The sequence below is a fragment of the Aquicoccus porphyridii genome, from assembly GCF_008369105.1.
Lineage (GTDB): Bacteria > Pseudomonadota > Alphaproteobacteria > Rhodobacterales > Rhodobacteraceae > Aquicoccus > Aquicoccus porphyridii.
Genome location: NZ_VINQ01000009.1, coordinates 45,830 through 72,384, shown reverse-complemented (window position 1 = coordinate 72,384; position 26,555 = coordinate 45,830). Strand labels below are relative to the sequence as shown.

23 protein-coding genes are annotated in these 26,555 nt (G+C 60.5%); 3 read left to right on the top strand and 20 right to left on the bottom strand.

From position 1 onward, the window contains the following. Positions 1–79: 79 nt before the first annotated feature. Entirely contained in the window at positions 80–1,183 is a 1,104-nt protein-coding gene (locus FLO80_RS12740; protein WP_246156676.1) for a CaiB/BaiF CoA transferase family protein, read from the top strand. A 25-nt stretch (positions 1,184–1,208) separates the two neighbouring features. Here FLO80_RS12740 and FLO80_RS12735 read toward each other — a convergent pair whose 3' ends face one another. From FLO80_RS12735 to FLO80_RS12650, 18 genes are all read right to left on the bottom strand, one after another. Further along, positions 1,209–1,997, bottom strand: a complete 789-nt coding sequence (locus FLO80_RS12735) for an SDR family NAD(P)-dependent oxidoreductase (protein WP_111368624.1) — start codon at positions 1,995–1,997, stop codon at positions 1,209–1,211. A gap of 13 nt (positions 1,998–2,010) precedes the next feature. Next, on the bottom strand, positions 2,011–2,802 hold the full coding sequence (locus tag FLO80_RS12730; protein ID WP_111368647.1) for an ABC transporter ATP-binding protein: 792 nt from the start codon (positions 2,800–2,802) through the stop codon (positions 2,011–2,013). A 61-nt stretch (positions 2,803–2,863) separates the two neighbouring features. Continuing rightward, on the bottom strand, positions 2,864–4,102 hold the full coding sequence (locus FLO80_RS12725) for an ABC transporter substrate-binding protein (RefSeq protein WP_111368623.1): 1,239 nt from the start codon (positions 4,100–4,102) through the stop codon (positions 2,864–2,866). 35 nt (positions 4,103–4,137) lie between these two features. Beyond that, positions 4,138–5,190: a branched-chain amino acid ABC transporter permease gene (locus FLO80_RS12720; protein ID WP_027238747.1), complete on the bottom strand. Its 1,053-nt coding sequence runs from the start codon at positions 5,188–5,190 to the stop codon at positions 4,138–4,140. 3 nt (positions 5,191–5,193) lie between these two features. Continuing rightward, a complete protein-coding gene (locus FLO80_RS12715; RefSeq protein WP_111368622.1) occupies positions 5,194–6,078 on the bottom strand; it encodes a branched-chain amino acid ABC transporter permease in 885 nt (294 codons plus the stop codon). 15 nt (positions 6,079–6,093) lie between these two features. Next, positions 6,094–8,070 (bottom strand): AMP-binding protein, encoded by a 1,977-nt coding sequence (locus FLO80_RS12710; RefSeq protein WP_111368621.1) that lies wholly within the window; start codon positions 8,068–8,070, stop codon positions 6,094–6,096. A gap of 25 nt (positions 8,071–8,095) precedes the next feature. Next, positions 8,096–8,875, bottom strand: a complete 780-nt coding sequence (locus tag FLO80_RS12705) for an ABC transporter ATP-binding protein (protein WP_111368620.1) — start codon at positions 8,873–8,875, stop codon at positions 8,096–8,098. A gap of 211 nt (positions 8,876–9,086) precedes the next feature. Then, entirely contained in the window at positions 9,087–9,926 is an 840-nt protein-coding gene (locus FLO80_RS12700) for an HTD2 family dehydratase (RefSeq protein WP_111368619.1), read from the bottom strand. Between the two features lie 10 nt (positions 9,927–9,936). After that, the gene (locus FLO80_RS12695; protein ID WP_111368618.1) at positions 9,937–11,100 is read right to left on the bottom strand and encodes an acyl-CoA dehydrogenase family protein; all 1,164 of its coding nucleotides are present in this window, start codon (positions 11,098–11,100) and stop codon (positions 9,937–9,939) included. 3 nt (positions 11,101–11,103) lie between these two features. Beyond that, entirely contained in the window at positions 11,104–11,898 is a 795-nt protein-coding gene (locus FLO80_RS12690; RefSeq protein WP_111368617.1) for a citryl-CoA lyase, read from the bottom strand. Beyond that, positions 11,898–12,812: an SDR family NAD(P)-dependent oxidoreductase gene (locus FLO80_RS12685; RefSeq protein ID WP_111368646.1), complete on the bottom strand. Its 915-nt coding sequence runs from the start codon at positions 12,810–12,812 to the stop codon at positions 11,898–11,900. The genes FLO80_RS12690 and FLO80_RS12685 overlap by 1 nt, the downstream gene beginning before the upstream one ends. A gap of 12 nt (positions 12,813–12,824) precedes the next feature. Then, on the bottom strand, positions 12,825–13,784 hold the full coding sequence (locus FLO80_RS12680; protein ID WP_101657251.1) for a hydroxymethylglutaryl-CoA lyase: 960 nt from the start codon (positions 13,782–13,784) through the stop codon (positions 12,825–12,827). Positions 13,785–13,788: 4 nt separating this feature from the next. Continuing rightward, positions 13,789–15,795 carry an acetyl/propionyl/methylcrotonyl-CoA carboxylase subunit alpha gene (locus tag FLO80_RS12675; RefSeq protein ID WP_111368616.1) on the bottom strand — a complete coding sequence of 669 codons (2,007 nt, stop codon included), beginning with the start codon at positions 15,793–15,795 and terminating at the stop codon, positions 13,789–13,791. Between the two features lie 10 nt (positions 15,796–15,805). Beyond that, entirely contained in the window at positions 15,806–17,413 is a 1,608-nt protein-coding gene (locus tag FLO80_RS12670) for an acyl-CoA carboxylase subunit beta (RefSeq protein ID WP_111368615.1), read from the bottom strand. Further along, positions 17,410–18,801: a phenylacetate--CoA ligase family protein gene (locus FLO80_RS12665; protein WP_111368645.1), complete on the bottom strand. Its 1,392-nt coding sequence runs from the start codon at positions 18,799–18,801 to the stop codon at positions 17,410–17,412. Before FLO80_RS12665 ends, FLO80_RS12670 begins: the two co-directional genes overlap by 4 nt. 26 nt (positions 18,802–18,827) lie before the next feature. Further along, positions 18,828–19,988: an acyl-CoA dehydrogenase family protein gene (locus tag FLO80_RS12660; RefSeq protein WP_101657255.1), complete on the bottom strand. Its 1,161-nt coding sequence runs from the start codon at positions 19,986–19,988 to the stop codon at positions 18,828–18,830. A 9-nt stretch (positions 19,989–19,997) separates the two neighbouring features. Next, entirely contained in the window at positions 19,998–20,777 is a 780-nt protein-coding gene (locus FLO80_RS12655) for an enoyl-CoA hydratase/isomerase family protein (RefSeq protein WP_111368614.1), read from the bottom strand. Further along, positions 20,774–21,955, bottom strand: coding sequence for an acyl-CoA dehydrogenase family protein (locus FLO80_RS12650; RefSeq protein ID WP_111368613.1), 1,182 nt, complete (start codon positions 21,953–21,955; stop codon positions 20,774–20,776). Before FLO80_RS12650 ends, FLO80_RS12655 begins: the two co-directional genes overlap by 4 nt. A 93-nt stretch (positions 21,956–22,048) precedes the next feature. Here FLO80_RS12650 and FLO80_RS12645 point away from each other — a divergent pair, with 93 nt between their 5' ends. Continuing rightward, positions 22,049–24,082: an FAD-dependent oxidoreductase gene (locus FLO80_RS12645; protein ID WP_188078291.1), complete on the top strand. Its 2,034-nt coding sequence runs from the start codon at positions 22,049–22,051 to the stop codon at positions 24,080–24,082. Positions 24,083–24,109: 27 nt separating this feature from the next. Then, the gene (locus FLO80_RS12640) at positions 24,110–25,630 is read left to right on the top strand and encodes a class I adenylate-forming enzyme family protein (RefSeq protein ID WP_111368611.1); all 1,521 of its coding nucleotides are present in this window, start codon (positions 24,110–24,112) and stop codon (positions 25,628–25,630) included. 20 nt (positions 25,631–25,650) lie between these two features. Here the strand turns inward: FLO80_RS12640 and FLO80_RS12635 are convergent, their stop codons facing one another. Together FLO80_RS12635 and FLO80_RS23210 are read right to left on the bottom strand one after the other, a co-directional pair. Further along, positions 25,651–26,106 (bottom strand): PaaI family thioesterase, encoded by a 456-nt coding sequence (locus tag FLO80_RS12635; protein ID WP_101657152.1) that lies wholly within the window; start codon positions 26,104–26,106, stop codon positions 25,651–25,653. A 21-nt stretch (positions 26,107–26,127) separates the two neighbouring features. Then, complete coding sequence (locus FLO80_RS23210) at positions 26,128–26,541, bottom strand: helix-turn-helix domain-containing protein (protein WP_246156675.1); 414 nt, start codon at positions 26,539–26,541, stop codon at positions 26,128–26,130. Positions 26,542–26,555 lie beyond the last annotated feature (14 nt).

The following is a 26,555-nucleotide window of genomic DNA, read 5'->3' as shown; positions in this document are numbered from 1 at the left end:
TTCCGTCTTGTCTTTTGCGGCGATCTGCGCTGCACTGGGGCGGACCCGCACGTGGACAATACAAGAGCTGGAGACTGATATGAGTAATGCACCCCTGGCCGGCCTGAGGATTCTCAGCCTTGCCGAACAATTTCCCGGCCCCTACGCGACAATGCTGTTGTCCGACATGGGGGCCGAGGTGATCATGATCGAACGTCCGGGCATCGGTGATCCGGCCCGGCAGTTTCCGCCGTTGTTCCGGGCTCTGAACCGGGGCAAGCGCAGCGTCGCGCTGGATCTGAAATCGGCCGAGGGGCTGGCACGGTTTCGCGAACTGGCCAAGGTTTCGGATGTTATCGTCGAAGGGTTCCGCCCTGGAAAGCTCGCAGCCTTGGGCGCCGGGTTCGAGGACATGCGTGGCGTCAACCCGCGGCTGGTCTACGTGTCGATTTCGGGCTACGGGCAGGACGGCCCCTATCGTGACCGTGCCGGCCACGACCTGAGCTACGAAGGCGTTGGCGGCCTGCTGGCCGATCAGGCCGATGCAGGGCAACCGGGCCCTGTTCCGGCGGTCCCCCTCGCGGATGTGGGCGCGGCGTTGTTCGCGGCGATCGCAATCCTGTCGGCGGTGGTGTCGAGCCAGCGGACGGGGCAGGGGCGTTACGTGGACGTGTCCATGTCGGACGCTGTGGTTTCGATGTTGACGGCATTCCTTGTTCCGGCCGCCAATGGCACACCGCTGGGCGAGTTCATTGCCGAGCCGGGCTATGGCGTGTTCACCTGCAAGGACGGCAAGCTCATGACCTTGTCCATCGCGCATGAAGACTGGTTCTGGAAACCGTTCTGCGACGTGATCGACAAGGCGGACCTCGCGGGGTTGACAGGCCGCGACCGTGTCGCCCGCAAGGACGCGTTGCGCGAAGAGATCGCGGCGGTTCTGGTCGGCAAGACGCGCGCCGAATGGGGCGATCTTCTGGACAAGGCGGGGGTGCCATGGGGTCCGGTCAATTCCCTGGTCGAAACGCTGGACGACCCCCATGTGCGTGCGCGACAGTTGCTGCGCACGATCGCGCATGACAGCGGCAAGTCCGAGACTTTCATTGTCCAGCCTCTGAAGTTCGATGGTTTCGAGACCGCAGCCCCTGACCTGCCACCAGAGCTTGGCGCAGACAATGACAGCGTTCTTTCGGGCAGCGCCAGCTAGAGACGGCATCCGTCCGATGTCGGCTTTAGCAGGCAAAGGAATACCCGCCATTCACCGGATAGGTCTGTCCGGTGATCCAGCTGGCGGCATCCGAGCAGAGAAACAGGATCATTCCGGCGGGATCTTCCGGCTCGCCCAGCCGGCGGATCACATATTGCGACAATGCCCGCTTCTCGGTCTCTGCATCCGGGATCAGGTCGGCAACAGCCGGTGTTTTCGTTCCCCCCAGGGCGACGCAATTCGCGGTGATCCCGAACCGGCCACCCGCCTTGGCGATGGCCCGCATGAAGCCTGCCGCACCGGCCTTGGCTCCGGAATAAACCGCCAGATGCGGCTCGCCGACGCGACCGGCGTCGGAAATGACGGTCACGATGCGCCCATAGTCACCTTTGACCATCAAGGGCATGGCGTGTCGGGTGCAGTTCAGAACCCCATCGAAATTGGTCGCCATCCAGCGGCGCCATTCGGCGGGATCGGATTCCCAAAACGGAACAAGATCGTCAAGACGCGATGTCGGCCCGGCGTTGCCCGCATTGTTGACCAGAATATCCACGCCGCCGAAGGCGTTCTGAGCCTCGGCAAACGCCGCGCCGACCGCGTCGAAATCCGACACATCGAACGCGAGCGGCATCGCCTTTGCACCGGCTGCCTCCACTTCCGCGGCAACGCTTTCGGCCCGTTCGGCGTGAAAATCGTTGACGACGACGGCACCGGCCCCGTGTTCAGCCAGATAAAGCGCGACTTGTCGGCCCACGCCCTGACCCGCTCCGGTTACTACTGCGGTACGACCCTTGATGGATAGAAGTTCACTCATCTTCGTTCCTTTCCTATCCCAGCCACCTCTTGCGGCGGCGATAATGTTTGATTTCACGATAACTTTTGCGTTCGCCGGACGCGGTGACACCAAGATAAAACTCCTTGATGTCCTCGTTGTCAGCGAGCTTGTCTGCCGGGCCATCCATCACGATACGGCCATTTTCCATCACATAGGCGTAGTCGGCGATCGACAGTGCAGCAGCGCTGTTCTGTTCGACCAGGAAAAAGGTAGTGCCTTCTGATTTGAGTTGCTTGAGCACTTCATAAACATCCCGGATCATCATCGGGGCCAGACCCAGGGACGGCTCGTCAATCGCGATGATCTTGGGCTTGGCCATCATGGCCCGACCAATCAGCAGCAGTTGCTGTTCGCCACCAGACATGAAGCCAGAGGTTCGATTGCGGAGGTCGGCAAGCCGAGGCATCAAGGTGTAAACATGGTCCAGGCGGTTTTTAAGCTCGGCGGAATTGGGCACCATGTGTCCGCCGACGATCAGGTTCTGCTCTGACGTCAGATGGCGCAACACGCGCCGGCCTTCCATCACGTGGATCAGGCCATTCTTCACGACTTCCGAGGCTTCCATGTTCTGAACGGGGGTTCCGTCCAGAACGATGGACCCTGCCGAAACGGTTCCATCCTCGGATTTGAGCGTTCCCGAGATGGCCTTGAGCGTCGTGCTTTTGCCCGCGCCATTGCCACCGAGCAGAGCAATACATTGACCTTCACTGACTGTCATGGACACGCCTTTGAGCGCCAGGATGACGTCGGAATAGGTCACTTCTACATTATTGAGTTCCAGCATGGTCATATTGCCCGGGGCTAAGGATCTGGACGGGCGCCGCGACTGCGGCGCCCGGATTAATTCACCACTTCTGAACGTCAGGAACGTCGACGCCGGTCGCTTCGATGGTGATCTTGCCATCTTTGACAGTGCCCACATTCACCTTGAGACCTTCCAAAGGGAAAGGCGCATCGGGAGTGAACGTGAGGGATGGAAGAAAGCCGTGGGTTTCTTCGGTCGTGATCGGCCCGGCAAAAAGCGCCTCGCGTACCATCTCTCCGGTCAGGCCCTCGGCACCGTTCGCCTCGATCGCGTGATCGATCACGGTCACGACAAAAAGACCTTGAGACACGCCCATTGCGGTCACGACGTTCCAGGGCGCCTTGAGTCCATGATCCGCAACCAGTGTTTCATAGAATTGCCGCGCGGGAGTGTCTTCATCGGCTGCGATCGCCATGCCGTAGGCTTCAAAGTCGCCCTCCAGTTGATCAAGCCCGCCAAGCGCGCCGCCCGAGGCCGGAAGCCCGTTATGCGAACTCATCATGATCGGGATGCTCGAACCGTTGGCCTGCAGTCCACGTTTCGCCGCAACCACGATAGAAGTGTTCGTCTGGATGACCAGCGCCTCGGCCCTGGCCCGCACGACGCGGCGCATTTGCCCCGTCAGATCGGTCGGTTGCACTTCGGTATAGATGACCTCGACGAGGTCAATCTCCTCGGGGTGCTCTTCGGCATAGAGTTCGAGGCCCTTTGCCATATCGACATAGGCAGGCGAGGCCTCGGAAGCCAGGATCGCGACCTTAAGCGGACCGTCTCCACCTCGCTGTTCACGCATCCAGTTCAGAAAGCCGGCGCTTTCGTGCGAATAGGTCGGACGCGGGTTGAAAATCCAGGAATCCGGTTTCCAGGCAAAACCGTAGCTGGCCGTGGCCATGAACATCGGAATCTTGTCTTCCGGCAGGCGTTCGGAAAGGGCGGCAACGTCAGGCCCGCCAAGGCCGACGACCGCAATCGGGTTCAGTTCCGATTTGATCCCGGGCCAGAGGCTCGCCACCTGTGCCGCGTCATAGCGGGTTTCGTAGTTCTTGTAGTTCAGCGTAACGCCGAGTTCCTTGCCCCGGGTTTCATTCCACCAGGTGAACACGGCCTCGCGTCCGCCCGCCAGAACGGGCATGATGTCAGCATAGGGGCCGGAAAAGTCCGAGAGCAAGGCGAGATTATAGTTTGTCTCCGCCTGCGCTTTCAAAGGCATAGATGCCGCAACAGCTATGGCACACGCTGCCAGCAGGCCGCGGAGGCCTTGTTTCGTTTGGTAAGTCATATTCTTCCTCCCAGGTTAAGAGCCGCTCTATTTTTTCAGTAGGGAAACGGCCAGATACGATAAGATGATTTCATTATGTTCCAGCGGTGCATCAGCCCCTTGGGTTCGAGGATCATGAACAATGCGATCACGCCGCCAAGAACGACATTCATGCCGGCGAACACGATGTCACCGCCAAGGAATGATACCGAGTCGGCAATATTGGGGCCGACCGTCGCGATGATTTCCTGGATGATGCGGATAATGAAGACACCGACCAGGGCTCCCACGATTGATCCCATCCCGCCGACGATGATCATCGCGACAAAGAAGATCGAGTGAAACAGGGTGAACTGGTCCACCCCCACGAAGCGGATCAGATAGGCCCACAGCGCCCCGCCGACACCCGCATAGAAAGCGCCGATCAGGAAGGCATTCGCCTTGGTGGCCGCGACATTGATCCCCATGATACCTGCGGCCACGTCATCATCCCTGACCGCCACGAAAGCACGGCCAAAGCGTGACCGCACGATCCCGAATGCGCCCGCGACCATGATCGCGGTGACCGCAAAATTCATGTAGAACTGCGCAGTTTCGCCAACGAAGCGCAGCCCAAAAAGTTCTGCGGGCGGCACGGTGATGCCGTTTGATCCACCCATCCAGGTTGACGGCAGGTTTAATACGGCAAAGTGGAACAGGAACTGTGCCGCAATCGTGGTCAGAGCCAGATAAAACCCCTTGATCCGCGCCGCGGTCAAACCAAAGAGAAAGCCGAATAGCGCAGCCGAGAGGCCGGCCAGAGGAATCGTCAACAAGAATGTAAGGCCGGTCTTCGAGGCCAGTATCGAGGCCGTATAGGCCCCGACCCCCATGAAAGCCGCCTGACCCAGGTTGATCTGGCCCGCATAGCCGGTGCAGATCTGAAGCCCTACGGCAATGACGGCGCTGATCATCATCATGTTCAGGATAGCGATGATACGCCCGCTTACCAGATAAGGCGCTAACAACAATAAAGCCATGAACAAGACGAGGGCAAGCACCTGCCAGCGCGTTCGGATAATACGTCTGTCACTGCGATAGCTTGTCGGGAAAATACCGGAGGGATCCATGGATTACACCCGCTCGATCGTGCGCCAGCCGAACAGGCCGGTCGGCCGGATCAGCAGAATGGCAAGCATGATGATGTATGGCACGACACTGCCAAGTGAGCCGCCAATCAGCGGGTCAAGATAGTTGGTGGTCAGGCTCTGGGCGATTCCGATGATCACGCCCGCTAGGATAAGCCCGCCGATGGACTCAAGCCCGGCAAACAGCGCCACCGGCAGGGCCGCGAACCCGATATCCGAGGCCAGGAAAGTCAGCGATTTGCCGCTGAGAAAGATCATTGCACCGATCGTGGACAGGATTGCCCCAAGCACCCAGGCAAAGGCAATCGAGCCCTTCACTGAAATCCCCATCGAAGATGCCACGACGTGATCTTCTGCCACTGCGGTCATCCGCAGGCCCGACCGGGTCCGGTTGAAGAACCACGACAGCCCGACGGCGGCGACAATGGTGATGATCCCGCCCATAAGGAGGTTCATCGGGATCAACATATCACCGAGGAACAACGGTTTCAGCGGGAAAATGATCGGGAAGGGCCGCACGGCGGGACCGAACACAAGTAGCACCAGCCCGCGCAACAGGATCAGCAGGCCGACAGTTACCATGACCATCGAAAAAACCGATTCACCGATCAGCTTTGTCAGAAAAATCCGTTCGATTGCGTATCCGACAAGGCCCGCCAGAACCAGCGAAAGCGGTATCGACAACCAAAGGCTAAGCCCCGCTTGCATCGTTGTGAACCAGACGATGAACCCGCCGATGATCACAAGTTCGCCCTGCGCGAAGTTGAATACCTTGCTGGCGCGGTAAATCACGACAAAGCCCATGGCCACCAGCGAATATAGTAGGCCGATCAAAGCCCCGGTTATGATGTCATTGATGAAATAAACCATGTTCGCCGACCTCCTTTAGGTTTTGGACTGCGGCTTGGCAGCCTTCGATGCGTTTTCGACATCTGATACGCGAACCGTGGCCTTGAGAACGCCTTGACGGCCATCCTGATAGGTCACGGCGATTTCAAGATCGGTCTTGTCATCGCCGCCATAGATCGCTTCGACAAGCTTTGCATATCGTTCCTCCAGAAAGGCCCGCCGGAGTTTCCGGCTGCGGGTCAACTCGCCTTCATCCGGGTCGAGCTCTTTAGGGAAATTCGCAAACCGCGCGATGCGCGAGCCTTGGGGTAGAAGGCCATTGATGCGCGCCACTTCGCCTTTGATAAGCTCCAGAATTTCGGGTTTCTGCGACAGATCGGTGTATGTCGAGAAGCTGATCTTGTTCTCTTCCGCCCAACGACCCAGAACTTCCATATCGATATTGATAAGCGCGCTGACGAAGTCACGGCTTTCGTCGCCCAGGGTCATGAGATCCTTGATGAAGGGGCTATAGCGCAACCGCGTTTCGATGAACTGCGGCGGATAGCTGTGCCCGTTTGCCAGGCGGCGCATGTCCTTGACACGGTCAAAGAACAAAAGCTCGCCGTCGTCGGTCATCGACACCGCGTCACCGGTCTTGTACCAACCGTCTTCGGTCAGCTCCTCTGCGGTCTTTTCGGGCTTGCCGTGATAGCCGCCGAAGCCCGATCCGCCCCGCACCTGAAGCTCGCTTTCGTCCGAGACTCTGTAGTCCAGCGGGTCGCCATAGTTCGTGTTGCTTTGCATCCAGCTGCCGCTGGTTTCCAGCTGATAGCTATCGCCGACATGCGCAGTCAGAAGGCCGATTTCGGTCGCGCCATAGACGTTGCGCAGCTTGACCCCCATCGCGTGGAACATGCGAAAGACGTCAGGTGCCATCAGGGCGCCGCCGCTCATTGCGTTTTTGGCCTTACCAAGGCCAAGATTGTCGCGCAGGTGATGCAGCACCAGCGCCTCGGCAAAGGGAAGCTGCAGACGTGCGGCAAGGCTGGGGCTGCGCCCCTCCAGCCGCTCGACATAAACGTTGCGGCCGACTTTCATACCCCAATTGTACATCGCATTGCGGAACTTGCCCGCACCCAGCATCCGGGCCTGGACGATAGAAGCGAGGTTCTCCCACTGGCGCGGGCTGAACACCAGCGCGTCAACCGCCAGTTCGCGAATGTTGGTCAGCACGTCTTCGGGGCCTTCGGGGAAATTGACGACCATGGGCGCGATCAAACCGATCGACAGGCCGAAAATCTGTTCCGTGACCCAGGCGGGGGAAATGTAGGTCAGGTACTCCGTGCCTGGCGCGATTTCGATTGCCCCCATCACCCGCGAGCAGTTGTCGAACAGGTAGCGATGGCTGATGACAACGCCCTTGGGTTTTCCCGTGGTCCCGGAGGTATAGGACAGCAAGGCGGTATCGTCCGCCCGCCCGCGTTTGACGTGTTCTTCAAATCTGGCAGGCTCTTTGGCGTGGATCTGACGTCCAGCCGCGCTCACACTTTCAAAGGAATGCAACAGGGGATGATCATAGCCCCAGAGGCCGGAATCATCCCAGTAAACGATCGCCAGGGCACCCGGGTATTTGCCCGCGATCTCGATGCATTTATCGACTTGCTCCTGATCCTGCGCCAGAAAAATCCGCGTTTGCGAGTCTTCGGCCAGATACAGAATCTCTTCGGCGTTCTGATCCGGATAGACGGACAGGACTTTGCCGCCCAATGACTGGACGGCGTATTCAGCCCAGAAATGTTCGGGTTCGTTTTCGCCGATCATCATGACGGAATCGCCCGCCGACAGGCCCAGGTTCTCCAGCCCGAGAGCCAGGGCACGAACCCTGTCAAGCACATCGGCCCAGGTGAATTCACGCCAGATACCAAGGCGCTTGTGGCGTTCGGCGAGGTCATTCGGCGAGGAGATTGCACGCGCGAGCAACACCTGTGGCAGGGTTTCGCTATGTGTCACTGCCGGGTCTGAATAGACCATTGCTGTTCTTTGTTTGACCATCCCGCTACCCCAGATATGCCTTGATCACAGCCGGGTCCTTCTGGATTTCTTCCGGGGTGCCTTCGGCGATCACCCGCCCGAAATCCAACACCACAATCCGGTCGGCAAGGTCCATAACCACGCCCATGTCGTGCTCGACCAGAACCACCGGAATCTTGCGCGCTTCGCGCACATCGAGAATGAAGCGCGCGAGGTCTTCTTTCTCTTCCGAGTTCATACCGGCCATCGGTTCATCCATCAGCAGGATCGACGGTTCCTGCGCCAATGCACGGCCCAGATCGACACGTTTGCGCAGCCCGTACCCCAACGTGCCCACGGGCCGGTTGCGGATTGCCTCGATCTCCAGAAAGTCGATGATCTCTTCGGCGGCTTCGCGATGTTCCGATTCCTCGCGCATCACGGGACCGAATTGGAAAAAAGCCTGGATCACATTCGATTTCATCAGCATGTGACGGCCGATCATGATGTTTTCCACCACGGTCTGCCCGGCAAAAAGATGGGTGCCCTGAAACGTCCGCGCCAAACCGCGCCGGGCGATCTGGTCAACACGCAGGCCGGTCACGTCCTGACCAGACAATTCGACACGGCCTTTCTGCGGACGGTAGAAGCCCGCAGTAACGTTCAGAAGTGATGTTTTTCCGGCACCGTTCGGGCCGATGATCGCAAGCAATTCATCGTCGTTTATAGAGATGCTCACATCGTCGAGCGCCGTCACACCGCCAAATTTCAAAGTTGCACCACGCACCGCAAGCGGCGATGAGACGATCCCGCCATTCGTAGTCATGATGCAGCCCGTGCCTTTTCCCGACACGTCATGGAGTCGCGCACAGCCCTACCGTAGGGTTGTCCGTTGAGAACGAGTTTTCCTCGCATCGTTTCTCCTCCCACCTCTTTGTTCAGAGGTTTGCCTGGGCTATTTACCAAGTCTCCCCGCGCAACCTAACAGATGTTAGAAAATTTAGTCAACAACTGAATTCGCTACCGAAGAAAACCGATCAGACAGCCGCGTACTCTGCGGAAAAGCTTCGAAGACCTTTTTGATCCTGACACCAGACTGTCCCGGAGGCACCGGTCCCTTCATTGTGCAATTGCAATTCGCAGGGCAGGGTCAGCGGTGCGAGTCCGCGGAAAGAAAACCGGTGGGGCGACGTCTTCAACGCATCCGCCGCCAGGTTCAGAAGCAGCGTTGCCTGTAAAGGGCCATGCACAACAAGCCCGGAATAGGCTTCGGTTTCGGTCGCGTAGATGTGGTCATAGTGGATGCGATGGGCATTGAACGTCAGCGCCGAATAGCGAAACAGCAGCACAGGATCCGGAGTCAGGCTCGATCTGAGCGTGGCGGGGTCGCCCGCGTCGGGTGCGCTCTTCACCGGGCGGGGCGCGGTGATCTTACGAAAGACAATCGACTGCTGTTCCCGGATACAAAGCCGGTTGCCGCTGAAATACTCGTGTTCGATGGTCACAAAGACCAACGCTCCGCTGCGGCCCTGCTTGGCCGTTATATCCCCGATCGACGAGCGGCGGGTGAAGGTTTCACCGATCGTCAGCGGCGCGATATGTGTAACATCGCCGCCGGCCCACATGCGGGCGGGCAGCGGTACCGGGGGCAGAAATCCACCCCTTGCGGCATGGCCATCTTCTGACAGGGCGGCAGCTGGCACGGTATCAAGGGCAATACACCAATGAATTCCCAGCGGAACATCACCCGCTCCGCCCCAAAGGTGCGGGCCGAACGTGGCACGGAATTTGTCGATCAGTCCCTGCGTCAGAACATCTTCACTGGTTTCGGTGCGTCCCAGCCAGGGCGCCAGCGCGTCTAGGTCGATCTCACTCATGGTCGCGGCCTCAGAAGGATCGCGGCATGCCGAGGATATGCTCGCCGACATAGGACAGGATCAGGTTGGTCGAGATCGGGGCCACCTGATACAGTCGGGCCTCGCGGAACTTGCGCTCGACATCGTATTCCCGCGCGAAACCGAAGCCGCCATGGGTCTGGATGCAGGCATTGGCCGCTTCCCAGCTGGCTTCCGAAGCCAGCAGCTTGGCCATATTCGCCTGCGCCCCACAATCCAGCCCGGCATCGAAACGTCTGCAGGCATCAAAGCGCATCAGATTGGCGGCCTCGATGTTCACATAGGACCTGGCGATGGGGAATTGCACGCCCTGGTTCTGGCCTATGGGACGGTCAAAGACCACGCGGTCGCCGGCATAGGCGCGGGCCTTGTCAACGAACCAGTATCCATCACCGATACATTCCGCTGCAATCAGGGTCCGTTCGGCGTTCAGCCCGTCAAGAATATGGTAAAACCCGCGCCCTTCGGTCCCGATCAGGTTTTCAGCGGGGATTTCCAGGTTGTCGAAAAACACTTCATTGGTTTCGTGGCCGGGCATATTGGCGATGGGGCGGACCTCCATGCCGTTGCCGATTGCCTCTTTCAGATCGACCATAAAGATCGACAGACCCTGCGACTTTTTCTTGACCTCGTTCAGAGGCGTGGTGCGTGCCAGAAGGATCATCAGGTCAGAATGCTGGATGCGGCTGATCCAGACCTTCTGGCCATTGATCTCATACCGGTCACCCTTCTTGACCGCGGTGGTCTTCAGTTTGGTGGTATCAGTTCCGGTTGTCGGTTCGGTCACGGCCATGGATTGTAGGCGCAACTCGCCGCTGGCAATACTGGGCAGGTATTTCTGCTTTTGCGCGTCCGAACCGTGCCGCAGCAGCGTGCCCATATTATACATCTGCCCGTGGCAATGACCCGCGTTGCCACCGCAGCGGTTCACCTCTTCCATGATGATCGAGGCTTCCGTCAACCCCAGTCCCGAGCCACCGTATTCCTCGGGGATCATCGCCGCGAGCCAGCCCTCGCGGGTCAGCGCATCGACGAATTCCTCGGGGTAGGTTTCGTTTTCGCCGAACTTGCGATGATATTCTGGCGGAAACTGCGCGCAAAGTGCGCGCAAGGCGTCGCGCAGATCGGTGTGAGTGTCTGGGGCTGACGTCTGCATTGGTTACTTCGCTCCCGGTCCCGACGTTTCAAGAATTTCCTGTTCGGCGCGCTGCCACAGCTCATAGGAAATCGGGTTTTCGCTCTCTTCGAGGATATGACCGACCAGACCGATGGCACGCGCCATGACGCCAAAGCCGCGCACGATCTTCCAGGGGAAGCCGAATTCACAGCAGATTGCACCGATCGCCCCGGTGGCGTTGATCGGCAGCATCTTGCCCGATTTTTCTTCGGCGACGGTCTGAATTTTCTGGATCAACGCGATGTATTCACCGGATTTTCCGTTTTCGGCGGCGATCTGGAACAGGCGCGGCGTGCGCGGATCGACAGGCTTGTGCACCGGATGGCCAAGCCCCGGCACGATGGCCTTGCGGGCGCGGAATTTTTCAACTGTTTCGACGGCAAGCGCATCCAGATCGACGCCGGTGCCGAGTTTTTCCTGCGGCAGCGCCTCGTAAAGCAATTTCGAGGCACCCTCCATCGAACCGACAAAGACGGTGCCAAGCCCACACAGCCCGGCCGCAACGGCCGCCTGAAGCGATTCCGGCGCACCCATGTAAGTCATCCGCGCCGCCAGAGCCGAAGGCGTGATGCCATGTTCGACAAGAGTAATGACGATGGCGTTGAACACCCGGCTTTCCTCGGGCGTGGCTTTGCGTCCCGTCAACTGCAGGAACGCCAGATCGCCGAGGTTCATGTGCCCGAGGATCTCGTTCGGCAGGTCGAGGCCACGCACGCTGATCTTGTCAGAGGTGCTCCAGGCAATATCGGAGCTGATTTTTTCTTTGCGTTTTCCCATTAGACCGGATCCCATGAAAAGACATCCGCCGAAACTTCGAGCGGCGTGAACTGTGATTTGAGCGCGGGAATGGCGCGCTCGGCGATTTCATCGGCGGTCCAGCCATCACCGGAATGGACCGACCGCACGGGGCGGGGCTGATTGAACAGGAAGATCTCGTTTTTGCGAACCGCAAAGATTTGACCGGACACGTCAGCCGCGCGGTCGCTCATCAGAAAACAGGCCATTGGCGCGACCTTGGCCGGTGTCATTTCCTTGATCTTCTCGACACGCGCCACCTGTTCCGGGGTGTCTGTCTTGATAGACGAGATCATCCGGCTCCAGGCGAAGGGCGCGATGCAGTTCGAACGGACGTTCCACCGCTTGAGGTCGAGGGCCACCGATTTCGAGAAGGCCGCGATGCCCAGTTTTGCGGCTGAATAGTTCGCCTGCGCCAGATTGCCGATCAGCCCCGAGGTCGAGGTCATGTGCACCAAAGCACCGCTCTCCTGTTCGCGGAAATAATCGGCCGCCGCGCGGCTGGTGTTGAAAGCGCCGTAAAGATGGACCTTCACCACCGCGTCGAAATCCTCGTAGGTCATCTTGTGGAAGAACCCGTCGCGCAGAATGCCGGCGTTGTTCACCACCGCGTCGATGCGGCCGAATTTCTTGACACCGGCCTCGATCATCGCGCGGGCGGCGTCGGGGTCGGTGACGTTGCCGCCATCGGCAATGGCGTCGCCCCCTGCGGCCTTGATCTCTTCGACGACTTTCTGCGCCGCAGTTTCGGTCTGGCCGGTGCCTTTCAGGGACGCGCCCAGATCATTGACCACCACGGCAGCGCCTTCCGAGGCTGCCATCAAGGCGATATCACGCCCGATCCCACCGCCGGCCCCGGTGACCAGAACCACCTTTCCATCAAGTGCCTTTGTCATCTTCATTCTCCCTCAGCTTGCCTTGCGATATTTGTCCAGGCCGCCGGTATGCATGACCCGGCCCATGAGCGGCACGCCGATGATCTCTTCCGCCTTGATCGCCGCTGCGATAAGCTTGTCCAGATCGATGCCGGTTTCGATGCCGAGCTCGTGACACAGGAACACCGCATCCTCGGTGCAGACATTGCCTGCGGCGCGGGCGTGGCCGTGGCCCGCGAAAGGACAGCCGCCAAGACCGGCGACCGAGCTTTCGAACATGTCCACGCCCATCGACAGGGCGGCATGGAGATTGGCGATCCCAAGCCCCCGCGTGTCGTGGATGTGCATGCCGATGCGCGCCTCGGGCGCCAGTTCGCGCAGTGCGCCGATCATACGTTTGACCGCCTCGGGGTTGCCCCAGCCCATGGTGTCGGCGACCACAAGGATCGGCACCGGGATATCCTCTTCTTCGCACAGCTGAAGTATGAAGCGGAAATCGTCGAGGATGCGTTCTTGCGGGATGGGTCCTTCGAAATTGCAGCCGAAGGCCGTCATCACATAGGCGGCGTCGACCGTGTATCCCTCTTCCTTATAAAGCCGGACCCAGTCGCGTTGTCTTTCGCGCATTTCCTCGGACGAACAATTGTTGTTCGATTGGGCAAATGCCTCGGATGGATAGAACAGCAGACGCGGGTCGATATCGACCTCATGCGCCGTCAGGGCCTTGCGAAACCCCTTGTCGTTCAGCCAGAGCGACGTGTAATTCACGCCCGGCTTGCGTTTGATACGCTTGAACAGTTCACCGGTATCGGCCATTTGAGGCACGTATTGCGGACTGACAAAGCTGCCGACCTGAATGCGTTTCAGGCCGGTTTCGCTGAGCATGTCGATCAGTTCGATGCGCTCTTCGATCGGATAGATCTTCTTTTCGATCTGAAACCCCTCACGCGGGCCTTCTTCACGAAACTCGACGAATTTGGGAAAGTCGCTCATCTCATCACTCCTCGGATGGTAGTATCTCGGCGATGACCTGGCCGCGATCGACCATGTCCCCATTCGAGACGGAAATGTTGCTGGCGATCCCCGCTGCGGTGGCGCGGATCGAGATTTCAAGTTTCATGGATTCCATGACCGCGAGCACATCGCCTTCGGCCACGGTCTGCCCGTCTGCAACCTTGACCTCGACAATCATGCCGGTCAGCGGTGAGGCCACAGCCCGATCCGCCGCCGCATCGCCGCCCGCAAAGTCAAGCGGGGCTGCTGGACGGAAAACAAGGCGGCCTTCGGGCGTGTCCATTTCGATCACGCCAGCGTGGCGGCGCGCGGCGAGCACAAAGATGGACTCACCTTCCGCGACGCGCCAGCTACCGGGCGAAATTTCACGCACGGCGAGGATGATCCTGGTGCCGTCTTCTGCGATCACGGCGTATCGGTCCCCGGATTTGACAGGGCCGACGCGCAGTTCTTCGGATGCACCGGTCGTGTCGGTCAATGTTACGCGCTGTCCCGCTTCAAGCGGGTCACCGCCCAGGCCAAGCCGCCAGCCAGTGAACGTGGAAAGATTGGTCCAAGGGTCCGCGCATGGGTCACGCCGGTCGGACGCCACGAAGAGAACGGCAGCGGCGGCTTTCCACAACTCGGGGCGCGCAAGGGCGGGGGGGGACGTCAGTGCGTCAAGCCTGCCGTCGATCCAGCGTGTATGAACCTGCATCTGTTCGAATTCGGGATTGCGCGCCAGTGCTTTCAAAAAGGCGCGGTTGGTTTGCACACCCTCAACTGCGACGTGATCCAAGGCTGTCGCCAGCCGCGCCAAGGCGGTTTCCCGGTCCGGCGCATGCACAATCAGTTTGGCGATCATCGGATCATAGAAGGGCGTCACTGCGTCGCCTTCTTCGACACCGCTGTCAATGCGCAAACCTTCCGGCAAGCTGAGCGTGGTCAAGGTGCCGGTCGACGGGGCGAACTGCATCGCCGGATCTTCGGCATAAAGCCGCGCCTCGACCGCGTGGCCGTTGATCTTGAGGTCATCCTGCATCAGGCCAAGGCCCGCGCCTTCGGCAATGCGCAGGTGAAGCGCAACAAGGTCCAGCCCGGTGATCGCTTCGGTGACGGGATGTTCCACCTGAATGCGGGGGTTTACCTCAAGAAAGAAGTACTCTTCGCCCGCGACCAAAAACTCCACTGTGCCTAGGCCGCGGTAGTCAAGCGTTTCGCCCAGGCGCACCGCGTCATGCGCGATCTCGTCCAGCAGCGCGCGGGGCAAGCCCCAAGCCGGAGCCTCTTCGATGACCTTCTGGTGACGGCGCTGAAGCGTGCAGTCACGTTCGAACAGGTGCACCACGTGCCCCTTGCCATCACCCGCGATCTGCACTTCGACATGGCGCGCTTCAGGCAGGAAGCGTTCCAGCAAAAGCCCTTCGGAGCCAAAAGTGGATTTCGCCTCGCGAAGGGCGCCTTCGATGTCTTCCACAAGCGTGGCCTCATCGGTGACAAGCCGCTGGCCGCGCCCGCCACCGCCGCCGACGGCCTTGAGCAGAACGGGCAGGCCCATTGCGCGGACTTCATCGGCAATCTCTTGCGGATCGGACCACGCGCCTTCGGCACCCGAAATAACCGGGACGCTGGCCGCCACGGCGGCCTCTTTGGCGCTGGCCTTGTCGCCGAAACGGTCAAGCGTGTCCGGCGTTGGCCCCATGAAGATCATTCCGGCGGCCTCGACCGCACGGGCAAAATCAGAGTTCTCGGCCAGAAAGCCGTAACCGGGATGGATCGCATCCGCACCGACCGATTTCGCGGCGGCAATCACCGCGTCGATCTTCAGATAGCTCTCGGACGCCGGTCCGGCACCGATGCAGACTGATTGCCCGATCTCGCGGACATGCAGGGCATTGGCGTCGGCTTGCGAATGTACGCCGACAGGAGTGATGCCGCTGGCCCGCGCGGTACGCGCGATCCGGCAGGCAATTTCGCCGCGATTGGCGATTAGAAGCGTTTTGATTTTCATGACTCGCTCCTCACATCCTGAACACGCCGAAATTGGTTTCGGCCTTGGGTCTGCGTGAGGTCACATCCAGCATGAGCGCCATGACATCGCGGGTTTCACAAGGCTCGATCACGCTGTCGATCCAGAGGTTAGAGGCAAAATTGTAAGCACCTTGAAAATCCTCGTATTCCTTGCGGATGGGCGCCTTGAAGGCTTCTTCCTCTTCGGGGGTCCAGCTTTTGCCTTCGCGTTCGTTGATCTGTCCGCGGACTTGCGCCAGCACGCTGGCGGCCTGTTCCGGCCCCATGATCGCGGATCGTCCAGTTGGCCAGGCAAACATCGCGTCGGGTTGGAACGGGCGGCCGAGCATGGCCAGATACCCGGCACCGTAGGAGCCGCCGGTGATGATGGTAAACTTGGGCACCCGGGCCGAGGACATGGCAGTGATCATCTTGGCACCAGCCTTGGCGATGCCCATCTGCTCCACCTCGCGGCCAACCATGAAGCCGTTCACATCCGCCAGAAACAGCAGCGGGATATCGCGCTGGACGCAGAGGTTGATGAAATGCGTAGCCTTCAGCGCGGCCTCGACGAACAGCACGCCGGTGTTGGCGATGATGCCAACTTCGTGGCCGTGGATACGGCCCCAGCCGGTCATGATGGTGTCACCGTAAAGCGGCTTGAACTCGTGGAAATCGCTGTCATCGACCAGGCGCGCGATGATTTCGCGGTTATCGGTTGGCACCTTGGGGTCGCGGCTGACGATGCCGTAGATTTCCTCGACCGGATAGGCGGGCGCGCGCGGCGTCTTGGGCGTCTTGCGGGGCAGGGGTTTTTCGCCCAGATGGCTGACGATCTCGCGGGTAATGGCCAGCGCGTGGGCGTCATCCTCGGCAAGATGGTCGGTCACACCCGACACGGACGAGTGCATCTTGCCGCCGCCCAGTTCTTCGGCATCCACCTTTTCGCCGGTGGCAGCAAAGGTCAGTTCCGGCCCGCCAAGATACATGAAGCCCTGGCCACGCACGATCACCACCTCATCGCAGAGCGCGGGAATATAGGCACCACCCGCAGTGCAAGGCCCCATGACGACAGCGATCTGCGGCACCCCGTCACCGGACATGCCGATCTGCTGGTGAAAGATTGAGCCGAACTGGCCTTCGTCGGGGAAAATGTTCTCCTGATCCGGCAGAAACGCGCCGCCGGAATCGACCAGCGTGATCACCGGAAGGCGGTTCTTCCACGCGATCTTCTGGGCGCGCACGTGCTTGCGGCTGGTCATGCCGAAATAGGTGCCGCCCTTCACGGTGGCATCATTGGCGATGACCATGCACTGACGGCCCTCGATCACGCCGATGCCAGTGATGATGCCCGCCCCCGGCGGTACACCATCATATTTGTTCAGCCCGGCAAGCTCCCCGACTTCCAGAAAGGGGGTGCCCGGATCGATCAGCCGTTCGACGCGTTCGCGCGGCAGGATCTTGCCTTTCGACACGTGCCGTTCGCGGGCCTTTTCAGGGCCACCGACACGTTGTTGCAAGCGAAGGGCATGCAGCTCGCCGACTTTGTCGCGATACTGTGTATCGTTTTGCCGGAAGTCATCGGACCCGGTATCGAGTAGGGATTTCATTTTTGTCATGGCAGCTCGGGGTATTCTCTCAGAACAAAGGCAACCTTGGCGGCGCCGGGTTTTTCAAAAGTGTCAGCCGCCACCAGATGGACGTCGGCTTTGAAGACGAGCGCGTCGCGCAGCCGCTGTTCGATTTTCTTCTTGAGGGCGTCGTCATCCGCAGCGTCGCGACCGGGACCGCGCTCGACGATCACCGTCAGCGCGCCCTGCGTGGTATGGCCTTTGAAATCGGCCACGATGCGCATGACGCCGTTGGTGTCCGGCACCATTTCGGTGATGACGCTGTTGATGGCCGACGGGAAAACATTGGCACCGCGCACGATCAGCATGTCGTCGGTCCGGCCTGTGCACCGGATCTTGGGGCCGGTCCGCTCGCAGGAGCATTCGGTGTCGATGACCTCGATATAATCACCCGACCGGAACCGCACCACCGGGCTAGCCTGACGGCCGAGCGCGGTATAGATCATCTCGCCTTCGGCGCCTTTTTCCCAAGGGATGATTTCTCCGCTTTCGGGATCCAGCAGCTCGGTGATGATATAGTCCATGTTGACCATATGCATCCCCGACTGGGCGTCGCATTCGGCCCAGTAGGTCACACCCAGATCGGTGCCGCCCAGCATTTCAGTGCATTTTGCACCCCAGGCCGCTTCGATCTTGGCGCGAATTGCCGGGATGCCACCACCGGGCTCTCCGCCGACGATCACCTGTTCCACGCCCAGCTCACTGGCCTTGCATCCCAGCACCTCTGGCGCTTTTTCAGCCAGGTGCAGAACGAAATTCGGTGCGCCGACGATGCAGCGCGGACGCGTGTCGGCGCAAGCGCGCAGCAGCCGTTCCGCACCGCCATCCGCGCCCACCGGCACATCGATCGTGCCCATGTATTGCAATCCCTGCATCACGGGGATGCCGCCGACAAAGCCCTTGGCCAGCGAAAACGCGTGCAGCACCATGTCGCCGGGACGCACGCCATTGGCAAAGAAGCATCGCGCTGTCATCTCGTGCCACATTTCGGTATCCGCTTCGGTCAGCGCCACATAGGACGGGCTGCCGGTTGTCCCCGATGAGGCTTGCATCTGAATGATGTCCGCCATCGGCGCGGCGCGGTGTTTGCCGAACGGCGGCTCGGCGGACAGGCTTTCGCGGATCTCGGTCTTGTAGGTATAGGGCAGCTTTTGCAGGTCTTCGATGGTGCGAATATCGTCGAACTCCACGCCGGCCTCGGCGAACTTCTCCTGATAGAAGGTGGAGTTCGTCTTGAGATAGGCCATCTGCGCACGCAGTCGCTCTTCCTGAATGCGGCGCACCTCTTCGAGCGCCGTGCCCTCGATTTCGTGCCAGAAACGATCGTTTACCTTGTCGGCGGCATCCTCCCGCCGGAAGCGCATTCCAAATTGCATGTCGTCCTCCCTGTCGGCCAGCGCGATCAATAAGACCGCGGCAGACCCATGACCTTTTCGCCGATGAAGCTGAGGCACAGTTCGCGATTCACGGGTGCCGTGCGCAGCAGGCGCACCAGCGGATACATCTCGTATAGTCCCGTATCCTCGGTAAAGCCCGATCCGCCATGCGCCTGCAGCGCGGCATCCACGGCCTCGATCCCGGCTTCGGCGGCGGCATACTTGGCCATATTCGACGAGGCCCCCGCGGGCAGCTTGTTGTCGAATTCCCAGGCCGCGCGTCGGGTCATCAGGCTGGCCATCTCGACCGCTGTGTGCGCCTTGGCCATCGGGTGCTGCACGCCCTGATGCGCGCCGATGGGCTGATCGAAGACATTGCGCTCGGAGGCATAGGCCACCCCCTTGTTCAGCGCGAAGCGGCCGATGCCGCAGCACAAAGCGGCCAGGATGATGCGTTCGGGGTTGAGGCTGTCGAACAGGATCGAGAACCCTTCGTCAACCTCGCCGACAACGTCCTCGGGGCCCAGATCGACCTCGTCAAAGAACAGGGTCCACTGTTCTTCGGGCAGGGGGATCGAGATCTTCACCCGCTGCTTGTCGACACCCTTTTTCTTCAGGTCCACCGCAAAGAGCGTGAAGCCGTCGGTCTTGCGGCTGACTTCGGTGTGGGGCTTGGTGCGTGCTACCACCAGACAATAGTCCGATACCTCGGCGCCGGTGATAAAGGTCTTTTCGCCCGACAGGCTGAACCGGTTGCCCCGGCGCTTGGCCAGCGTGGTGGCCTTCATCGTGTTGGATCCGGCCCCCGGTTCGGTGATCGCGAAACAGAACTGGATATCACCACGGCAGGCGGCCGGCAGCAGTTCCTTCTTGTGGAATTCGCTCCCGTGGCTGGCGATATGGGCCAGCGACATGGTCGGCCCGACCACCATCATCAGAAGCGGAATGCCGTGATTGGCGGTGCCTTCCATGAACAGGGCCATTTCGGTCATGCCAAGGCCGGCGCCGCCGTATTCCTCGGGCACCATGATGCCCAGAAAGCCGTCATCAGCAATCTGTTTGAACATCTCCTGCGGGAATTCATGCCTGCGCGCGTGGTCCAGCCAATAAGCATTGTCGTATTTCTGCGCCAACTGACCGCCGTATTCGTAAATCTGGCGCTGTTCGTCATTCAAAGTGAATTCCATGTTTCGTCCTCAAACCTTGAATTCAGGGGTGCGCCGGTTCTCGAATGCGTCGAGCCCTTCGGCGACGTCATCACTGGGCAACGCGCGTACGGCGGCATCCAGCTCAAGCCGCATCTGCTGGTCGATGCCCAAGTCCGCGCCTTCCCGCGCCAGCCGCTTCATCTCGGCGATACCGGGACGCGAGCGGGTGGCGATTTTCTGACAGTAATCCAACGCGGCCTGATGCAGATCCGCATCCGGCACTATATAGTTGACCAGACCGGCCTCTTTGGCCTCGCCCGCCTCAAGCCAGCGGGCTGAGAACATCAGGTCGAGCGCCCGGCGCTGCCCCATCAACCGCGTTAGCCGCTGCGAGCCGCCCCAACCGGGAATCAGTCCGAATTGCGCATGCTGATCGCCAAACTGAGCGGTTTCGGCGGCGAAACACACATCGCAAGCCAACATCAGTTCGATCCCGCCGGCCAGACACAACCCCTGCACCGCCACGACGACAGGGAGGGAGGAGGTTTCGAGCGCACGCAGGGTGTTCATGCCAAAGGCGATGAAGTGGTTCAGCGCGGCGGGATCGTTCAATTTACCTTTCACTTCCACCAGATCGGCGCCGGTGCAAAAGTGCTTGCCCTGCGCCCGGATGAGGATCGCCCGGATAGCCGGGTTCGCCTCGAATTCCGCACGCGCGGCAGATATGCGCTCATGCACGTCAAGTGACAGGCAATTGAATTTCTCGGGGCGGGCCAGCTCGATAATGCCGGTGTTGCCCTCGGTCGTGACGATGATGGGATCGTTCATTTCTGAGCTCCCGTCGCCTTCTTGTCATACTGCAGCGCCATCCGTCCGACCTTCTCGCGGGCAATCACCAGCTTCTGGATCTGCGCGGTGCCGTCACCGATCTGCAGGCCGAGCACATCGTTATAGCGCTGGTGGTGGGGCAGGTCGGTGGTGTAGCCGTAATGTCCGTGCAGGATCAGGCACTGGTGCAGGATCTCGCAGGCGGTTTTGGGCAGGTACCATTTGCACATGGCCGCCTCGGACGTATGCGGCAGGCCGCGGTCACGCAGGTCCAGCGTGTAATAGCAAAGCTGGCGCATCAAGGTCAGTTGGGTCTCAGCTTCGGCCAGCGGGAAACTGACGCCCTGATACTGTACGATCGGGGCCCCGAAGGCTTCGCGTTCCTGAACGTAGGCCCAGGTTTCATCCACCGACGCTTGCGCAGCACCCAGGCATTCCAACCCGATCAGTGCGCGCGAATAATCAAACCCGGCCATGATCGTGCCAAAGGCACGATCCTGTTCGGCCATCATGTTTTCGGCCGGCACGAAGACGTCGTCAAAGAACACCGACCCGCGCCCGACGGGCTTGGTGCCGATGTCGTCGAAATGGGTACGCTTGATGCCGTCCTGGTTCAGATCGACGAAAAAGGCGCTGACCCCGCGTGAGCCGCCATCGGGATCGCCGGTGCGGGCAAAGACGACCGCCGCATCGGCCTGACTGGCAAAACTCATGGATGTCTTTTCACCGTTCAGCCGCCAACCGTTTTCGGATTTCTCGGCCTTCAGAATCAGGTTCGCCGCGTCCGATCCGCCGCGCGGCTCTGTCAGACCCAGACCAATGACGGCATCACCCGAAACAACCTTGGGCACCCATTTCGACGCGATGTCGCGGGAGGCATGCTTGGCAACCATTCCGCCCATGAGAGAGCCGAGAAGCTGCACGTAACTTGCGTTGAAATCAGCATAGGCGATCTCTTCGACGATCAGCCCTGACGCGACAGAGCTTTCACCCAGTCCGCCGAATTCTTCCGGCAGATCGGCCCCGATCAGACCGAGTGCGCCCATCTCCTTGATCAGCGCACGATCAAAGGTATGGCCGCTTGCGCGCTCCTGATATGTGGGCGCAAGCTTTTCAGTTGCGAAGCGCTTCGCGGTTTCGCGAAAAGCCTTCTGATCGTCTGTTGGCTGGAATTGCATCGGTGCTCCTCCCCATGAGCGAAAATTATCTTTCCAAAAATCTAACAAATGTTAGAATACAGATCAAGCACAGTTTTGAGGAGGATGCCCACAATGGAAATTAAGCCAACGGAGAGCTTCGGGACCATGCTCTCGCCCATCCGCGCAGGCCAGCATACATTGCGAAACCGTGTCATCATGGGGTCGATGCACACGCGGTTGGAAACCGAGCCTGACGGCATAGCCAAACAGATCGCGTTTTACGCCGAGCGTGCGCGGGGGGAGGCGGCGATTCTGGTCACCGGCGGGTTTTCCCCCAATGCCGAGGGTATATTTGATCCCGAAGGTCCACGAATCGACGACCCGGAAGAGGCGCGCAGCCTGCGCCCGATCTGCGAGGCGGTGCAGGCCGAAGGCAGCCTGATCTGCGCGCAACTCCTTCACGCCGGGCGCTATGCAAAGATCGAAGGATGTGTTGCCCCGTCGCCAATCCGGGCACCGATCAACCGTTTCGTGCCGCGTGAAATGACCGAAGCCGATATTTTCCGAACCATCGAGGATTTTGCCGCGGCAGCCGCCAACGCGCAGGCCGCAGGATTCGATGGCGTCGAAATCATGGGGTCCGAGGGATACCTGATTAACGAATTCACCGTTACCCACACCAACAAGCGCGAAGACGACTGGGGCGGAAGCGCCGAGAAGCGCCATCGATTCCCGGTCGAGATCGTGCGCGCAGTGCGTGAACGCTGTGGGCCCGACTTTCTGGTCATCTACCGGATTTCGGCGGCCGATCTGGTCGAGGGCGGCGCGCCCGCCGTTGAAATCGCGGCACTGGCCCGCAAAATCGAGGCAGCAGGCGCGGATATTCTGAACACCGGCATCGGCTGGCACGAGGCGCGCGTCCCGACGATTGCCTATCCGGTGCCGCGCGGTGCTTGGCGCAAGGCAGCGGCCAACGTGAAAGCGGCGGTATCGATTCCGGTGGTCGCCTCGAACCGAATCAACACACCCGAGCTTGCCGAAGACATCCTTGCCTCTGGCGATGCAGACATGATCTCGATGGCGCGCCCGTTTCTGGCCGATTCGCATTTCGTGAAAAAGGCGCGCGAGGGCCGCGCGGACGAGATCAACACCTGCATTGCCTGCAACCAGGCCTGTCTGGATTTCATCTTTTCGGACCGGCCTGTCGGATGCCTGGTTAATCCAAGGGCTGGGCGTGAAACGGAATTCCGGGACACGCTAACCGACGCGCCAAAGAAAGTGGCTGTCGTCGGCGGTGGCGCGGCGGGCCTGGCCACGGCGGCCGAAGCGGCGCGGCTGGGCCACGATGTCACGCTGTTCGAAGCGCAAGACAAGCTGGGCGGTCAGCTGAATCTGGCCCGCGCGGCGCCGGGCAAGGACGAATTCGACGAAACCCTGCGGTATTATGCCGGTCAGCTGAGAAAGCACGGGGTCAAACAGCGGCTGGGGCAGCGGGCCGACGTGAACGATCTTGACGGCTTCGACCATGTGGTTATCGCCACAGGGGTCACGCCGCGTATTCCCGACCTGCCGGGTATCGACCATCCCAGCGTCGCGACTTATGCGGAAATCCTGTCCGGCGACCGCGAGGCGGGCGACCGTGTCGTGGTGATGGGGGCCGGTGGCATTGGCCATGATGTGGCCGAGTTCCTGGTGACCGAACCCGCCGAGGCCGCCAACACAGACGCCTTTTGCGATACATGGGGCGTGGACCCCGAGTTTGCCACGCCGGGCGCCCTGGCTGGCGATCCATTGGCACCGAAACCGTCGCGACGCAAAGTCGTTATGCTTCAGCGCAAGGCAGCAAAACCCGGCGCGGGGCTTGGAGTTTCAACAGGGTGGATCCTGCGCAACGCGCTGCGCAAACACGGGGTCGAGGCGATGGGCGGGGTGACCTATGACCGCATCGACGACGCGGGGCTGCATATCCTCACGGACGAAAGCCCAATGATCATCTCGGCCGATACGATTGTGCTATGCACTGGCCAGGAGCCGGAACGCGCCCTGGCAGAAGAGCTTGCCGCGCGCGGCGTCACGGTTACGATGATCGGCGGGGCAAAGGAGGCCGCCGAACTTGATGCTCTGCGCGCCATTGATGAAGGGGTGCGTCTGGCGCAAAGTCTCTGAACCGAAGCCCTGGCAAGGGAGGAAGCCATGCTGACCGACGTCATCCGTGCAGGGCGCGCTGATCTGTATTCGATCTTTCGAACCCGCGCACAGGACTGCGCCAGGGCTTTGGCCATTGAGGACGGCAGCAAGAAACTGACCTACGGCGAATTGCTGGGGCGCGTCGATCGTCTGGCTGCCGTCTTTCTGGCACGAGGCGTGGCGCCCGGCGACAGGATCGCGATCCTGTCGCACAACCGGTCTGAATACCTGGAGGTCGAACTGGCTGCGGCGGGAATCGGCGCGATCGTCGCTTGCCTGAACTGGCGGCTTGCCCCCGATGAACTGCGGCATTGCATCGATCTGGTCGCGCCGGTTCTCGCGGTCGCCGAACCGGATCTTTCAGAAGCGTATCGGGCCGTCGCGGCGACACCCTGTCTGACCATCGGGCCAGACCTGGAAACGGCCATTGCCGGGGCCGGGCCGGACCCGCGCACCGGAACCATGGTAGACGATCCAGAGGCCGGTCTGACGATCCTTTACACCTCGGGGACCACGGGTCTGCCCAAGGGGGCGCTCATCAGCCACCGCGCGCATATCGCCCGTTCCATGGCTTTTGCGGCACAACTGGCGCTGGATCCCGGTGACGGGTTCATCGCCTGGGCACCGATGTTCCACATGGCCTCCACCGATCATGCGCTGGCAACGATCTTGCGGGGCGGGACCGTGGTGATGGTGGACGGTTTGCAGCCTGCGGTCATCAACGAGGCGCTGTCGCGCCACAGGATCGGCTGGTTCGTGATGATGCCCGGTGCGCTGGACGCCTTTATCGCAGACCGGCGCGCCAACCCTCTGCCGGTGAAGGGCATCAAGGTTTGCGGCGCAATGGCCGATCTGGTGCCGCCGCATCAAATCGCGGAACTGACGGGCCTTCTGGACACGCCCTATCTGAATTCTTTCGGGGCAACCGAAACCGGCCTGCCACCGGGGACCGCCGATCTGATCGCGCCGGGCGTCACCCCGGACCGGCTTTCCAAGCGCATCAGCGCATTTTGCGAGGTTCGGCTGGTCGATCCCGACGACCGCGAAGTCCCCGATGGAACGCCGGGCGAAATGGCAGTGCGGGGCCCAACGTTGTTTTCAGGGTACTGGAACGCCGACGACACCAACGCCCGCGACTTCCGCAACGGCTTTTTCCACATGGGTGACTTGTTCCGGCGCAATGCGGACGGCACGGTCGACTTTGTGGACCGGGCCAAATACTTGATCAAGACCGGCGGCGAGAACGTCTACCCGGCGGAAATCGAGCGTGTCCTTCTATCCCACCCCGGTGTGGTCGATGCCGCGGTGGTGCGGGCATTTGACACGAAATGGGGGGAAAGCCCGGTGGCCTTTGTCGCCCATGGCGATGACGGGCCGGATGCCGAGGCGCTGATGAATTTGTGCCGCGAAAGCCTCGCAGGCTACAAACGCCCCCGCGAGTTTCGCTTTATCGCGTTCGAGGATTTTCCCAGGTCGACCAGCGGAAAGGTCCAGCGGCATGTCCTAGAAGCCCGGCTCGCGGATTGATTTGCGCCCCAGCCCGGTCGTCAGCCCACCACGCCCGTTCGTCCCACAAGCGCCATAAGCGTTCCGGTCATCGTTGCGACCAGCTTCTCATCCTCGCCCTTCACGGCATAGGCACGCGCTTCGCAGATGGTCAGAGTCCTTCCCGGCTTCACCACGTCAGCGACGAAGCGAAACCGTTCGCCGTCGGCCGGGTTGAGCAGATTGATCTTGAATTCGGCTGTCAAAACGGCCGCTTCCGCGGGCATCAGCGAAAAGGCCGCGTATCCGCAGGCGCTGTCGAGCGCAGTCGACACGATTCCGGCATGTAAAAAACCATGCTGCTGGGTCAGCGTATCCTGATGTGCCATTTCCAGAACAATGCGGCCGGGCGACAACTCGGCAATGCTGATCCCCAACGTATGCATCACGTGCTGGCGGTTGAAACTGTCATGCACCCTTGCGTCATAGTCGGCGTTTTTCGGTTCGAATCGCGTCATGGCGGGTCTTCCTCTTCGATTTCATTCATTGATGACCACTCTTAGGCGGTCTTTGAGGCGCGCATCTTGTAGCGAAAGGCCAAATCGACTCGTTGCGGACTGAGCGCGCAACGCGCCGGGCGGTTTGCCGGCAAAGGTCCGGCAAGCGGCGGACAAATGAGATTGATCGTAATATCCGGCGTCCAGCGCCAGATCGCTCAGCGGCAGGGTCTGTGACGCAAGCTGCCCGAGAGCCTGACGAAAGCGTCGCGAGGCCGCAAGCCTCCGCCGCGACACGCCGGTTTCCGCCCGCACCTTTCGACGTTCGGTCCGGTCGCTGTACGCTCCGGGTGGCGCGGCAAAGCGCAGGCCTTTCGCGAGGCCGTCAAGCACCGCGACAAGCGCAGGCAGGTCATCCTCCTCGGTCTGTACGCGGCCCAGTTCCAAGGCCAGCATGTCCAGCACTTTGC